The 13,912-nt window shown below is 46.8% G+C and carries 12 protein-coding genes; 9 read left to right on the plus strand and 3 right to left on the minus strand.

All coding sequences use genetic code 11. From position 1 onward, the window contains the following. Positions 1-317: 317 nt before the first annotated feature. From RJ60_RS13085 to RJ60_RS13095, 3 genes are read right to left on the minus strand one after another with little or no spacing between them, the layout of a single operon-like run. Positions 318-1,724, minus strand: a complete 1,407-nt coding sequence (locus RJ60_RS13085; protein ID WP_103135000.1) for an FAD-binding oxidoreductase — start codon at positions 1,722-1,724, stop codon at positions 318-320. Next, the gene (locus tag RJ60_RS13090; protein WP_103135001.1) at positions 1,721-2,719 is read right to left on the minus strand and encodes an electron transfer flavoprotein subunit alpha/FixB family protein; all 999 of its coding nucleotides are present in this window, start codon (positions 2,717-2,719) and stop codon (positions 1,721-1,723) included. Before RJ60_RS13090 ends, RJ60_RS13085 begins: the two co-directional genes overlap by 4 nt. Continuing rightward, the gene (locus tag RJ60_RS13095; RefSeq protein ID WP_103135002.1) at positions 2,712-3,509 is read right to left on the minus strand and encodes an electron transfer flavoprotein subunit beta/FixA family protein; all 798 of its coding nucleotides are present in this window, start codon (positions 3,507-3,509) and stop codon (positions 2,712-2,714) included. The genes RJ60_RS13090 and RJ60_RS13095 overlap by 8 nt, the downstream gene beginning before the upstream one ends. A gap of 396 nt (positions 3,510-3,905) precedes the next feature. Between RJ60_RS13095 and RJ60_RS13100 the strand changes: the two genes are divergently transcribed. The 9 genes from RJ60_RS13100 to RJ60_RS13140 all read left to right on the plus strand — a co-directional run bounded on the left by RJ60_RS13100 (position 3,906) and on the right by RJ60_RS13140 (position 13,900). Beyond that, on the plus strand, positions 3,906-5,759 hold the full coding sequence (locus RJ60_RS13100) for a diguanylate cyclase domain-containing protein (RefSeq protein ID WP_103135003.1): 1,854 nt from the start codon (positions 3,906-3,908) through the stop codon (positions 5,757-5,759). A gap of 171 nt (positions 5,760-5,930) precedes the next feature. Further along, positions 5,931-6,899: an ABC transporter substrate-binding protein gene (locus RJ60_RS13105; protein ID WP_103135004.1), complete on the plus strand. Its 969-nt coding sequence runs from the start codon at positions 5,931-5,933 to the stop codon at positions 6,897-6,899. A gap of 82 nt (positions 6,900-6,981) precedes the next feature. After that, the gene (gene deoC, locus RJ60_RS13110) at positions 6,982-7,677 is read left to right on the plus strand and encodes a deoxyribose-phosphate aldolase (RefSeq protein ID WP_103135005.1); all 696 of its coding nucleotides are present in this window, start codon (positions 6,982-6,984) and stop codon (positions 7,675-7,677) included. Positions 7,678-7,691: 14 nt separating this feature from the next. Continuing rightward, on the plus strand, positions 7,692-9,215 hold the full coding sequence (locus tag RJ60_RS13115) for a sugar ABC transporter ATP-binding protein (RefSeq protein ID WP_103135006.1): 1,524 nt from the start codon (positions 7,692-7,694) through the stop codon (positions 9,213-9,215). Position 9,216: 1 nt separating this feature from the next. Then, positions 9,217-10,209: an ABC transporter permease gene (locus RJ60_RS13120; RefSeq protein ID WP_103135007.1), complete on the plus strand. Its 993-nt coding sequence runs from the start codon at positions 9,217-9,219 to the stop codon at positions 10,207-10,209. Between the two features lie 6 nt (positions 10,210-10,215). Continuing rightward, a complete protein-coding gene (locus RJ60_RS13125) occupies positions 10,216-10,620 on the plus strand; it encodes a VOC family protein (RefSeq protein ID WP_099830474.1) in 405 nt (134 codons plus the stop codon). 27 nt (positions 10,621-10,647) lie between these two features. Next, positions 10,648-11,580 (plus strand): ribokinase, encoded by a 933-nt coding sequence (locus RJ60_RS13130; protein ID WP_103135008.1) that lies wholly within the window; start codon positions 10,648-10,650, stop codon positions 11,578-11,580. Next, positions 11,577-13,106, plus strand: a complete 1,530-nt coding sequence (gene xylB / locus RJ60_RS13135) for a xylulokinase (RefSeq protein ID WP_103135009.1) — start codon at positions 11,577-11,579, stop codon at positions 13,104-13,106. The genes RJ60_RS13130 and xylB overlap by 4 nt, the downstream gene beginning before the upstream one ends. A 44-nt stretch (positions 13,107-13,150) precedes the next feature. After that, on the plus strand, positions 13,151-13,900 hold the full coding sequence (locus RJ60_RS13140; protein ID WP_103135010.1) for a GntR family transcriptional regulator: 750 nt from the start codon (positions 13,151-13,153) through the stop codon (positions 13,898-13,900). Positions 13,901-13,912: the final 12 nt, after the last annotated feature.

Raw genomic sequence — 13,912 nt, forward strand, 5'->3', positions numbered from 1 at the left:
TTGACCAAAAACGAAGAACAGATCCTCGCTTTGGAACGAATAACGGGTTCTTTGTCAACGAACGGAGAACCAGTTTCTCTTGCTCTTTCGAACCCCCAACCACAAACCTCCGACCCCGGCCTTCGCTCTTACAACTAACAACTTGCATCTTGCAACTGATTTTTCGCTCTTACCAACCCCCAACCTGCAATCCCCGACCTCGGCTCTCCCTTCACAGCGTTCAGCGTATCCTAGCAAGCAGCGAGCGGCTCTTTTCGGCGAACCAGTCTCTTTTGCTCTTCCAACCTCTGACCACTGACCTCTAACCTCGGTCTATTTCAAAGATCGACAATCTTCCCTGGATTGAGCACATTGTTCGGGTCAAAGACCTTCTTTATGCCGCGTATTAGTTCAAGCTGGGATTCATCGATTATCGATGCGAGATACTTCTTTCTCTTGATTCCTATGCCATGTTCTCCGCTGATACAACCTCCGAGCTCTGTTGTTTTCGAAAAGAGCTCCCGTTCGGCAAGCGGGAGATTTCTGTCCCATTGGTCTTGAGGAAGGTTTCCTTTTATGAAGGTTACGTGCACATTTCCATCGCCTGCATGACCAAAGGAGATCATCTCAAGACCATACTTCTCGGCTATCTCTTCGGATGCTTTTATCAGTCTTGGTATACTTGCCATCGGAACGGAGACGTCTTCCATGCTGTGTATTGGGCTTACTGCCGCGAGGGCTTCAGCAATCGATTTTCTTGCCTTCCATAGTTTGTCTCTTGTATTTCTGTTGTCCGCCACGAAGGCCTCAAGACCACCGGCGGCCATAGCTGCCTCGCCTAGCTTCACATAGTCATCAAAGATCGAATCCTTGCTGTTGCCTTCTACTTCAATTATCAGATGGGCTCCGGCATCTGAGTATGGGAACTCCACATTCAGGAATCTGCAGGTTGCTTTGATAGATGAGGCGTCCATGAATTCAAGAGAAGTCGGAACAACTCCGGAGCCGCTCATTAGTTTCGGCACTGCTGATATCGCAGTATCAATATCTGGATAGGGCACGAGCAGTGCGACTGAATACTTTGGCTTCGGAAGGAGCCTTAGGATAATTTTGGTCACTATTCCAAGAGTTCCTTCCGAACCGACCAAGAGGTGAACGAAGTCAAATCCGCTGACATCTTTGAGCCTCTTCCCGCCGAAAGTTGTCACCTCACCGGAAGGTAGAACCACCTCGAGACCGTAAACGTGAAATCCGGTGGGCCCATACTTCATGACCTTATTTCCGCCGGCATTCTCAGCAACGTTACCCCCGATCGACGAGCTTTCGCTGCTGCAGGGATCCCCCCCATAAACAAGGTTGTGCCTGTCTGCCAGTTTCTGGATCTCTCCGGTGATAACCCCCGGCTCCAAAGTAATCATCATGTTGGCTTCGTCGAATTCAAGGATCTTGTTCATCTTTTCAAAACTCATGACAATTCCCCGGAAAGACGGAACTGCACCTCCGGATAGTCCGGTTCCTGCTCCACGCGGAGTTACTGGAATCAGATGCTCGTTTGCAAATCTCATAATCTTCGAAACCTCGGCAGTGCTCACCGGGAAAGTAATTACCTCGGGTCTCACGGCTTTCACTTCTGCCGTCTCATCTCTCGAGTATCGATCCAGAGACTCTTCGTCGTACTTCACAGGGATTTGTAGATGCCTTTGAAGCTCTTCTATTAGGTTGGCATTAAGCTGTCCGTATTTCATTTTTTCACCTCCGACTCGAGGGCTTCTACGAGATCGTTCAAGATCTCTACGGCATCTCCTACAAGCCCGATGTCTGCGAAGTTGAATATCGCTGCGTTTCTGTCTCTGTTTATTGCAACTATGAATTCAGCAGTCTGCATTCCTGCAATGTGCTGAACGGCTCCGGAAATTCCTGCAGCGATGTAGATCTTCGGCTTGACCGTGTGGCCGCTTAGTCCTACCTGGGCTTCATGTCCGACCCACTTCGAATCTACTATCTTTCTGGAAGCACCTACGGTCCCATTAATCAGCTTTGTAAGTCTGTAGATCGGTTCCATGTTCTCAACTTTTCTGAGACCCATCCCTCCCGCGATTATTACCTCTGCGTCTTGAACGCCTTTCTTTCCTTCGCCTATTGGTTTGAACTGGAGAAGCGTTGCGTTTGTCTCGATCATCTCTGGAGTAACCTCGAAGGATTCCGCTTCGCCGCTTCCCATGTAGGGTTCCTTCAAGGCCGAGAATGTCTTTGGCCTAACCGTTGCCATCTGGGGCCTGTGGTTAGGGGTCTTGATCGTAGCCATTATATTGCCTCCGATTGCCGGTCTGGTTTGCAGCAGATTTCCTGTGTCCTCCTCAATATCCAGTCCGGTGCAGTCGGCAGTAAGGCCGGTCTTCAACAGCGCGGCCAGTCCGGGCATGTAGGTTCTCCCCGAAGTCGTCGCCGGGGCAAGCACGATTTCCGGCGAGAGTTTCTTGACGATCGCGGCAAGAGTCTTTGTGTAGGGCTCAAAGTTGAATCTTCCGAGACTCTTATCTATAGCCATGATAATTTTGTCGGCCCCACCGGAGAAGAGGGATGCCGTTGCATCTTCTTCAAGTCGATTGTCAGAGAGGACCGCTACCGAAACGTTGAAGGGACGCTTGAGTGAAAGTTCTCGGGCCTTCCCCAGTAGTTCATATGTACTCGAATGGATTTCGCTTCCTCTTCTTTCTGCGATTACCAGGAGATCACTCATGATTCACCTCCAGATATGGAAGCAGTCTCTTTTTTATCTCATCTATCCCATGTTTTAGATCGCTTCCTTCGTACATCTCGACCTTTCTTGAGAGTTTTGGGGTTCCTATCCTTACTACTCTCGTAGGTGAACCAGTCAGACCGGTCTCCGATGGATCCATTGCAAGAGAATCGTTTCCGATTCTCTCAACGGGCGCATCTTTCGCCAGTTTCTTGCCACTCAATGTCGGAAGTCTCGGCTCGTTAACGTCTTTTGTCACCGATATTAGTGAAGGCAGAGGGAGATTCCATATCTCTTTGCCGTCCTCTACTTCGCGTTCAACGGTAATCCCGTTATCCTCGAGATCGACTATGCTGGAAACATAGGTCGCTACCGGTATGCCCAGCATGGCTCCCGTCTCGGGTCCGACCTGCCCTGTCTCGCCGTCTGTTGCCTTTTCCCCAGCAAGGATCAGGTCAAACGGGCCTTCTCTTTCCGCGAATCTCGCTAGAGCCATGGCTGTGGCCCATGTATCGGCTCCCGCAAATCTTCTGTCTGTAAGGAGAACCGCCCTGTCGGCTCCCATGGCAATCGCCTCTCTTACGGCCTCTTCTGCCACAGGAGGTCCCATAGAGACCACGGTGATCGAATGATCACCTGCTTCCTTAAGCATCAAAGCGGTCTCCAGCGCATGAAGGTCAAGCGGATTAATAACTGTCCCAACTCCTTCTCTTATCATCGTCCCCGTTTCGGGATTGAGCTTAACTTCATCGGTATCCGGAACTTGTTTTAGAAGAACAAGAATCTTCAAAATGAACTCCCCCTCGAACTGTCATCTCTATTCAATATTAATACACAGGTCGATCACTTTCTCACAGGAGAGCAGCAGGTAAACAAACTCGGCTTGAGAGATTGGTTCTGTCTGATTCGGGAAGAAGAGAATCCGCGAAACCGTTACGGTTCAAAAAACCAAACCAATGAATGAATGAAGAGAATGAAATACCAACACTTTGCCGGAAGTGAACAAACCTATCGAGCACAATTATGATTATATTACTCTTAAGTTAGGTGAGAACTTACGAGATTTGCTACTTGCAATGAATATAGCTATTACAGTCAATACTCAATAGACTGCTTTTCATGAAGACTTTCTTGTTTTTTGTAATGATCGTGATATGATATTTGGGACCGGGGTGAATCGACAATAATGAAGAAAACCTTTCTCACATTGCTTGTATCGATTCTGTTGTTTACATCAGTAATTGCAGAAAAGCTCGTTTTTGGTGGGGATAATGCTTATCCACCGTATGAGTTTGCTGATAAAAACGGCGAGTCCACCGGTTTCAATGTCGATTTGATGCGTGCGGTTGCAGACTCGGCCGAACTGGATATTGAGATTGAGCTTGGTGAGTGGAACAATGTTGTCGAAAAGCTTCAGTCGGGAGAACTTAACGGTCTATTAGGGATGGCCGTTACTCCCGAGAGACAGAAGATATATAGCTTCTCGATTCCCCACAATACCCTCCATATGGGGATATTCTATAGAAAGGGTCAAAAGGAAACGACAGTTGAAGACTTGTTCGGTAAAGAAATAGTAGTTCAGCGCAACGGAGTTATGCATGATTATCTGCTCGAGAATTCAATTACAGACAAAATCATTGCCGTTGAATCTCCGATAGAGGGACTGAAGCTTCTATCCTCAGGAAGTGGCGACTTTGGTCTTTTCGAGAAGTACCAATGTCTCTACTTTGCCAAGGAGAACAAGATCGATAATCTTGAAGTTTCGAGTACCGCGCTCTTCGATAGAGACTACGCTTTCGCAACGGCAAAAGACGACTTCGTTCTTCTCAATAAACTGAATAAGGGCCTCCTGCTTGTAAGAGAGAGCGGGGAATACGGCATGATTTTCGAGAAGTGGTTTGGCTCTGCAAACTGGTTCGAACAGAATAAGAAGCATCTGTTGGTGGCCGCAGGACTTCTCGTTTTCTTTGCCATTGGTCTGTTTTTCCTCTGGTTCTGGAATCACACTCTTAAAAGACGTGTCAAGGCAAGAACCGAGGAGCTTGAGAAGAAGGCAACTGAAAACGAGCGCCTGAGGGCCAAGATAAGAAGTCTCCACGATATTGCCTTCAAGATGGAGAGCTGCACAGAAGAAGAGGAAGTCTATGATCTCATTGTTAAAGCAGCCACCGATATTCTGAGTTTCGACTATTACACTCTGGATGTTGTTGAAGGAGACTATCTAGTTGTCAAAAGACATTCTGGTAACATTGAGGTCAACTCTCGCGTTCCGAAGTATGAGGGGATTGCGGGAAGAACATTGAGAACAGGGAAGACAGTGATCCTCGATGACATCTCGAAAGAAGATGATGCTAAGCCTTCAAGCAGTAAGATTAAGGCACTACTTAGTGTTCCTATTGGAAGTTTCGGTGTTTTTCAAACGGTCACCATTGAATCGGGAAGCTTCAAACAAGAAGATGCCGAGCTTGCCGAGTTGTTGATGCTTCACGCTCTTGGAGCCTTTGAAAAGATCAAGAAAACTAAAGAAATACGTTTCCTTGCTTTCCACGATTCGCTGACTGGCCTCTACAACAGGACCTTCTTCGATGAAGAAGTGTCCAGGGTTGACACTTCGAGGAATCTTCCGATTTCAGTCATTTTTGCGGATGTCAACGGGCTGAAGGCACTAAACGATTCCTTCGGCCATTTCTACGGCGACGATTATCTGAAGACGATATCTCGCACAATTAAGGAATCCTGCAGGCACGAGGATCTCGTCGTTCGATGGGGTGGAGATGAGTTTGTTGTCCTTCTTCTGAGAACAGACACCGAAAAGGCAGAGGAAATCGTCTCAAGGATAGAGGAAAACCTGAGCAAGGTGGGATGTTTCTCTGTGGAAGCTAGCGCCTCTTTTGGAGTTGCCACTAAGAAAGATCTGGTAACTGATTTTTATGACGTACTTAGGAATGCAGAACTTGCAATGTATTCGAAGAAAAGAGAACTGAACAGTAAGACTGATTCCAGAGGGCCAAACTTTCCAGAAGCAATCCGCGATGATTAAGAGTGATTAAAGACGATTATGTCTTCTTTCTGACTCCAAACTTCTAATTACGAAAATTTTCTCTGTTTTTCAAATTTGTTGCGAGTTCGTTCGCTTGCTATAATTATTTTGTTTGTACGTACATGTGTACGTGCGTATGTACAGAACAACCATATAAGGAGGGTTTTGCTTATGCGTAAAGTACTTATGTTACTCGTTATGGCTTCACTTCTATTCGGAGCCACTCTAGGTTTTGCAGTTTACGAAATTGCCTTCATAGTTAAGGCAACCGACTCTGACTTCTGGCAGTACACAATTGTGGGTGGCAAGAATGCCGAACACGATCTCCAGGGACTAGTTAACGTCACGGTCTACGGACCTCCGTCCGAAGCCGATATCGATCTTCAGATATCCATACTCGAAGATGTTGTTAACAAGAAGCCTGATGCAATAGTCATCTCATCCACAAGTTCAGAGGCTCCTTCTCTTATTCTGGATGAAGCTTTCAAGCAGGGAATCAAGATAATCCTTATTGACAACTTTGTCTATGACACTGGTTACAACTCATTCCTCGCAACGAACAACGCCGTTGGTGGCGCTGCTGCCGCTGACAAGCTAGTTGAGGCTCTAAAGGCTAACAACAAGCCTCTCGACGGAAAAGTTGGCTTGATTAGCGCCATGGCTGGTGTCCAGGTTCTAACCGACAGAGACAGTGGATTCATGAACAGACTGAAGGAGATCGCACCCAATCTGACAGTTCTTCCGACGATCTATGTTGACAATGACATTTCTAGAGCAGCCAACGCAGCAGAGGATCTACTTGTTGCTCATTCCGACCTGGTTGGTTTCTTCGCTGACAACAACCACACTGGTATCGGTGTTGCGAGAGTTATCGAACAGAGAGGTCTAGAGAACCAGATAATGGCCGTTGCTTACGACTCGGATCCTCTGGAAATCGAGGCACTTGACAGCGGAGCACTTAAAGCACTTATTGTTCAGGACCCCCATGGTATGGGATATAAGGGTGTTATGTACGCCTTCATGGCAATTCACGGCGAGCCTCTTCCCGAATACTATGACACTGGTGTCTATATCATCACCAAGGACATTCTTGAAGAGTCTATGGAGATACTTGATCCATTTTCTAGAAAGAGGTATTGATTCTTAAGTTGTTTTAAATGAACACGATGGGCAGCGAAAGCTGCCCATTTTCAGAAATTCTTGCCTATCCCGGGAGGTACTTATGAATAGAGATATTCCTTTTAACAGGCGTTTCGATAACACTTTGTTGAATCCTGAATCGAAGTGGGAGGATATTGAGAACTTCGTTGACGAAACACTAGAGTACAATTTCAGAAATGTAGTTGTTCCGTGGTATGCGATCCCTACTTATGTCATTGAAAAAGTGGAGGGAAGTGAAGTTGGAATTAACGTGGGTCCAGGAGGGTTTCCGCTCGGCATGGTTCCCATTGAGTTGAAAATGAGGGAAATCGAATACTACATGTCTCTCGGAGAGGCGGTTACTGATTTCGACATAGTGATCAATGTTTCCGCTGTGAAGTCGAATAAATGGGATCTCGTTGAGAGAGAGTTTGTAGTTCTTTCTGAGAGAGTGAAGAAAGGAAACAGAATCTGCAAGTTTATAATAGAGACCAGCAGACTCACAGAAGATGAAATTGTGAAAGTCTGTGAACTTATAGTTGATGTGCCAACAATAGATTTCGTTAAGACCGGGACTGGTTTTGGCCCAAGAGCAACGTCTTATCGCGATGTTGAACTGATTAACTCCGTCGTTTCCGGGAAGAAAGAGATCAAAGTTTCCGGTGGCGTCAGGACTCTCGAACAGGTCGAGAAATTCATGGAGCTGGGAGCGACCGTTTTCGGCTCAAGTGCCAGTGTTTCAATTCTCAAAGAGTATGAGAAGAAATACGGGAGCTAAAGGAGTGCGATGGCATGCCTGATGAAAAGACTGTAATCGAGCTTGAAGGGATAAATAAGAGTTTCCCTGCTGTTAAGGCTCTTGACGACGTCTCCCTCTCCGTCAAGAGTGGTGAAGTAAGGGGTCTTGTAGGAGAGAACGGAGCAGGTAAATCAACTCTGATAAAGATAATTACAGGAGCTTACACGAAAGATTCGGGGGCCATGATCTTCGAGGGAAGCGAAGTGACCAGGAACTCTCCTCTGATTTCCAAGGCACTCGGGATATATGCTGTCTATCAGGACGTTATGGTAACGCCCGATCTTACCGTTGCGGAGAATTTCTTTCTTGGACAGCAGCCCATGATCGGTCCATTTGTCAACTGGAGAAAGATGTACAAAGAATCCAAGGACTTTCTGGATGAAATAGGGTTGGATATAAACGTTCACAGAAACATCAGAGAGCTAAGTATAGCCGAGAGCGAAATGATAACTATTGCCAAGGCGCTATGGCAGAAACCGAAACTGGTCATTTTCGACGAACCCACTGCCGTTTTGACAAGGAACGAAACGAAAATTCTGTTCAGGATCATTAGAGATCTAAAAAAGAAGGGGACTGCGATTATCTACATTTCCCATAACCTTGAAGAAGTCTTCGACATCTGCGATACGGTGACGGTTTTGAAGGACGGAGCTACAGTTGGAACATATACCACAGAGGAACTTGAAGATGTTGAGAAACTAATCCCCCTAATGGTTGGAAGATCAATAGAAGAAATGTACTATAAGAAAGATACGGAACCCGGCGAAGAGCTTTTGAGAGTAGAGAATCTCTCCGGCGACAGATTTGAGAATATCTCTTTCAATGTAAGGGCCGGCGAAGTGGTCGGACTTTTCGGTCTTGTCGGTGCAGGAAGAACGGAAATAGCGAGAGCTATTTTCGGAGTCGACAACCGAAGTGAAGGACGTATCCATGTAAGGGGTTCAGATGTTCCAATCAAGAATCCTAAAGATGCATTGGTACACGGAATCGGTTATCTGCCGGAAGACAGAAGAAAACAGGGGATATTCTTGCAGCAGGATATTGATTTCAATATAAACATAATCAATTTTGGCAAAACTATGACGGGTCCTCTAATCAACTATCGGAAAGCACACATGCAAGCAAGAGATTATGTCGACAAACTCTCCATAAAGATCGGGAGCATATTCCAGAAAGTCTCTGAGCTGAGCGGTGGAAACCAACAAAAGGTTATTATCGCGAGATGGCTCTGCAAGAACACTGATGTACTGATATTCGATGAACCGACTGTCGGAATCGACGTTGGAACTAAGTCTGAAATTTACAAGTTGTTCGGAGAGATTCTGGCATCCGGAAAGGGAATTGTTCTAATCTCTTCCTATCTTCCCGAACTAATGGGAATGTCTGACAGAATCTACGTAATTTCAAACGGAAAGATGGCAGCCGAGGTGGAAAAGAAAGACTTCTCAGAGGAGCATCTCTTGACACTGGCAATGAAGAACCTTGTTTCGAAAGAAAAGATAAAGGAGGCAGTCTGAAATGGCTGGAAAGAGGGATAGAAAGGCTTTTACCGAAAGAAACCTTCTGATAATCTTAGTTGTGATGTGGGTCTTTCTGGCCATCGCAACAAAAGGAAACTTCTCGTCATGGGCTAACATTACTAATTTGATCAGGCAGTCCTCGATAAACGGTGTTGTTGCGATAGGAATGACTTTGATTATCATCACTGGAGGTATAGATCTATCTGTTGGTTCTATAGTAGGTCTCAGCGGAATGGTATTCGCGATATTCACTTCCACAAGAGGAGAGTTCCAGTTTCCGACCTTTGTAGGAATACTTATCGCTCTTGGAATAAGTGCGTTGGTAGGGCTGATAAATGCCGTGGCGGTTCATGACGGAAAAGTGCCTGCCTTCATAGCAACGCTTGGTATGATGACGCTCGTAAGAGGCGTTGTTATGTACATCTCAAGCGGGAGAATGGTTACCGGTGTTCCTACTGAGTACAGGCAGTTTGCAGTTGCCGAATTTCTCGGGATACCGGCCCTGGCATGGACGTGGATTGTTCTTGCAGCTTTTATGATGTTTGTGTTGAAGTATACGAAATTTGGAAGGAATCTGTATGCCATAGGAAGTAACGAGGAGGCAGCCAGACTATCCGGTATCAATATCCGACTTAATATGTATTCCTTCTACATCGTTGCTGCGATTTTCAGTGCTATAGCCGGTTTGATGCTCGGAACGAGAATGGCTGCAGGAGTACCGACTGGAGGAAACGGCTACGAGCTGGACGCTATAGCCTCGGTCGTCATCGGCGGAGCCAGTCTTAGTGGTGGAGTCGGTACTGTTCTTGGTACGGCCATGGGTGCCCTGATAATCCAGACGATCAGAAATGGCGGTAATCTGCTGGGAGTAGATCCCTTCATAATGCAGATTGTCATCGGAGCGATTATCATACTAGCAGTATTCTTCGACCAGTTTGTGAAGAGTAGAAAGAAGGGCGAAGGTCTGAAGAAACTCTTAAAAAAGGCGTGATAGATAATGAAGATAAATAAGTTCTTTCATGTGGCAGTAGAAGTTCCAAATCTCGATGATGCGTTAGAGTTCTATATAGGTCTTCTCGGACTGAGACTTGTCAACAGAGAGAAGCTTCCTGAAAAGAAACTCGAAGTAGCATTTGTTGCCGGCGAAGGCTGTGAAATAGAGCTCATGTGTTACGAAGATAGCAAAGAGAGGGAGTTCGCTCCCGAATCACAGTCTCACTTTCAGCACCTCTCTTTTGTTGTGGATGACATTGAAAAGGCAATGGATTACCTGAAGAGCAACGGCATTGAACTCGAATCGCCCGATCCCATCCCGGTTTTTGACGGAAAAATCTTCTACAACACGTTCAAGGGTCCGGGCGGTGAATTGCTGGAGATCGCTGAAGAGAAGAGACCCAGATAGAATCATTAGATTGCTTGGAGGTATCAAATGAATAAAGTGACGGTATTCGGTAGCTATGTCATGGATCTCACTACCCTTTCTCCCCACATTCCCGTTGTAGGAGAGACTGTCTTTTCCGGTCCATTCAAGATGGGCCCTGGAGGCAAGGGATTCAACCAGGCTGTGGCTGCCAGAAAGGCTGGATCTGATGTCAAGTTCATGACGAAGATCGGCAAAGACTTGTTTGCTCCATTTGTCAAGAATGCATTTGACAGATTTGGAATTACTAAGGAGTATCTTCTCGAGTCGGATACTGCCGGAACCGGTGTCGCTCTGATAATAGTAGATGAGAACAATGGAAACAACGCTATTGCAGTTGCACCGGAGGCATGCAATGAGTTGACTATTGATGATGTAAAAAGGAATAGAGATATCTTCATTTCTTCCGATGTTTTTCTTACACAGTTTGAAGCAAATCTCGACGCAACTTATGAGGCGATAAAACTCGCCAGGGACTCCGGGGCAAGAGTCTTGTTAAATCCCGCACCCGTAAAGGAATTTGATCATTCGATCCTCAAATATGTCGACGTTATTATGCCAAACGAGATAGAGGCCAGCCTCATGACAGGGATTCCCCTCGACGGCATGGATTCGATAGAGGAAATAGCATCTGAATTGAAGAAGTCGGTGGACACTGTACTGATAACTCTTGGAGGTAGGGGAGTCTACTGTCCATCGATAAATGGAGGACTCGTCCCCGCCTGCAGGGTGAAGACTATCGATACAACCGGGGCTGGAGATGCATTTGCCGGCGTTTTTGCGGCATATCTCTCAAGGGGAGAGGGATTGGAAAGAGCTATCGACTACGCTCGAGCCGGAGCCGCTATTTCCACGACAAGATTCGGTACGTCTCCTTCAATGCCGGAAAGAGAAGAAATCGAAGCTCTCGTTAATGAGATGATCGGGGGCGATAAGAAATGAAATACGTCATCGCATACGATCTGGGAACTACCGGGAACAAGGCGACACTCTATGGAGTGGACGGAAAACTCCTGGCGAGTTCTTTTTCGGGTTACAAGACCTATCATCCCGGTCCGAATCAGGTAGAGCAAGATCCTCTGGAGTGGTGGGAGTCCGTCAAAAAAACCACCTCGGAGCTCATCGGGAGGGCTGCTGTCAATCCTGAAGAGATAGTCTCTATAAGCTTCAGCGGACAGATGATGGGAGCCATCCCCGTGGACAGGGACGGAAAGCTTCTTAGAAGAGCCATCATATGGGCCGATCAGAGAAGCGTCGAACAGTCGGAAAGGCTCGAAGACGTCGGCAATGATTTCGTCTACAGGCTTACAGGATCGAGGATAACACCAACGTACTCCGGCCCGAAGATTGCCTGGATAAAGGAAAACGAACCTGAAATATACAATATGGCGTATAAATTTCTGAATGCAAAGGATTACATCGTCTCCAGGTTTACCGGAGAGTTCGGAACGGACCATTCAGATGCGTCGATGACGCTTCTCTTCGATATCGAGAACCTGAAGTGGTCGGAAAAACTCGTTGAGGTTCTCGGACTTGATATGGAGAAACTTCCTGCCGTGACCTCCTCAACGAATGTCGTCTCAAAGATTCTTCCGAAAGTGGCTGAGGAACTTGGACTGTCGAAGAAGACTCTAATAGTCCGCGGCGGCGGAGACGGCGCCTGCGCCTGCCTGGGAGCAGGGGTTGTCAGTCCAGACGAGGCTTATCTCTATCTTGGTTCGTCGAGCTGGGTAAGCACATGCTCCAAGGAACCGCTCTTCGACGAGAAGTCGAGGACATTTAACTTCGCATATCCCATTGAGGGTTTCTATTGCCCAACTGGAACAATGCAGGCCGGGGGAGCTTCGTATCACTGGGCTAAGGACGCTCTCTGTCAGCACGAAGAAGAGAAGGCAAAGGCACTTGGGCTGAGCGCCTTCACTATTATGGACGATCTTGTTGACCAGACTAGACCCGGAGCGGGAAACCTAGTCTTCCTGCCTTATTTGCTTGGGGAGAGAAGCCCGAGGTGGAACATAAATGCTAGAGGCGCCTTTATAGGACTGTCCTCGACACATAGAAAGGCCGACATGTTGAGAGCGGTACTTGAAGGAGTTGCCTTCAACCTGAAAATAGTCCTGGATATTCTCGAGACTAAGGGGAAATTCGACAAGATTCGTCTTATCGGCGGAGGAGCAAAAGGAAGGAACTGGAAACAGATTGTGGCCGATATCTTCGGTAAGACGGTTACGGTACCTGAGTATCTTGAAGAGGCAACGTCAATGGGAGCGGCCATTATTGGGGCTGTTGGAGCCGGAGAGATGACGTTCAAGGAAGCGTCTACTTTTGTGAGGGATGTTCAGTTCATCGAGTACAACCCGGAGAATCACAGGTACTACGAAAGGCTTTTCGAAGTTTTTGATAAGGCCTACGGTTCTCTCATAGAGACCTATGAAGACCTTGCCAAACTGAGACAGTATTCGAATTAGCCTATTAGTTTCTCGAGTACCGTAAAGAAGGATGTGATTTCATCATGCTTTTCAATGCAGATAGAAGAATAGCCCTTGATAGAGCAAGTCCGGTTCCACTATACTACCAGATTTATAGAATAATTTCGGATTATATGAAGGAACCAGGCGCCGTTGGAAGGAAACTCCCAACGGAAGAAGCAATGATGAAAGTGTTTGATGTCAGCAGGGCGACCGTGAGGAGAGCCTTGCAGGCTCTGGAAAGCAGCGGGCAGATCTCCAGGTCACGTGGAAGAGGGACTATCGTAACGAATAACGCTTCTCAGGAGCAGCTTACAACTATCCGAAGCTTCACTGAACAGATGAGGCTCGAGAGTCATGTGCCGATAACGAAGGTTGTTGAGGTAAAAAAAGTCAAGGCCGGTCCGGAAATGGCAAGAATTCTCCAAATCTCGGAAGACGAAGAGTTGCTTCAGGTTGCCAGACTGAGGGGAAATGAGTCTTATTTTCCCCTTGCTCTATTCATATCCTTTCTCACTTCTCGCTCGAACCTCACTGGAGAAGAGAACTTCGAGGGTTCACTATATGAACTTATGAGAGAAAGGGGAACGGCCGTTGTTGAAGGAGACGCGATAATCGAGGGGAGGCTCGCAGAAGGAAGAATTGCGAAACTCCTGAAGATCGAAGAAGGGGCACCGATACTATACTACGAGAGAGTCGGTTGTGCAGCCAATGGCGAACACGTGGAACTGGTGCAATGCTGGTATGAGGCTACACACTACAAGTTTCGAATACATTTGACTACTAAGATTTGAAGGGAGCTGTCA

Source organism: Mesotoga sp. B105.6.4 (genome assembly GCF_002896535.1).
Taxonomy (GTDB): Bacteria; Thermotogota; Thermotogae; order Petrotogales; family Kosmotogaceae; genus Mesotoga.

Coding starts and splice junctions, on each gene's coding strand:
- RJ60_RS13085 (WP_103135000.1), bottom strand. CDS start 1,724: ATGAAATACGGACAGCTTAATGCCAACCTAATAGAAGAGCTTCAAAGG.
- RJ60_RS13090 (WP_103135001.1), bottom strand. CDS start 2,719: ATGAGTGATCTCCTGGTAATCGCAGAAAGAAGAGGAAGCGAAATCCAT.
- RJ60_RS13100 (WP_103135003.1), top strand. CDS start 3,906: ATGAAGAAAACCTTTCTCACATTGCTTGTATCGATTCTGTTGTTTACA.
- RJ60_RS13105 (WP_103135004.1), top strand. CDS start 5,931: ATGCGTAAAGTACTTATGTTACTCGTTATGGCTTCACTTCTATTCGGA.
- deoC (WP_103135005.1), top strand. CDS start 6,982: ATGAATAGAGATATTCCTTTTAACAGGCGTTTCGATAACACTTTGTTG.
- RJ60_RS13115 (WP_103135006.1), top strand. CDS start 7,692: ATGCCTGATGAAAAGACTGTAATCGAGCTTGAAGGGATAAATAAGAGT.
- RJ60_RS13120 (WP_103135007.1), top strand. CDS start 9,217: ATGGCTGGAAAGAGGGATAGAAAGGCTTTTACCGAAAGAAACCTTCTG.
- RJ60_RS13125 (WP_099830474.1), top strand. CDS start 10,216: ATGAAGATAAATAAGTTCTTTCATGTGGCAGTAGAAGTTCCAAATCTC.
- RJ60_RS13130 (WP_103135008.1), top strand. CDS start 10,648: ATGAATAAAGTGACGGTATTCGGTAGCTATGTCATGGATCTCACTACC.
- xylB (WP_103135009.1), top strand. CDS start 11,577: ATGAAATACGTCATCGCATACGATCTGGGAACTACCGGGAACAAGGCG.
- RJ60_RS13140 (WP_103135010.1), top strand. CDS start 13,151: ATGCTTTTCAATGCAGATAGAAGAATAGCCCTTGATAGAGCAAGTCCG.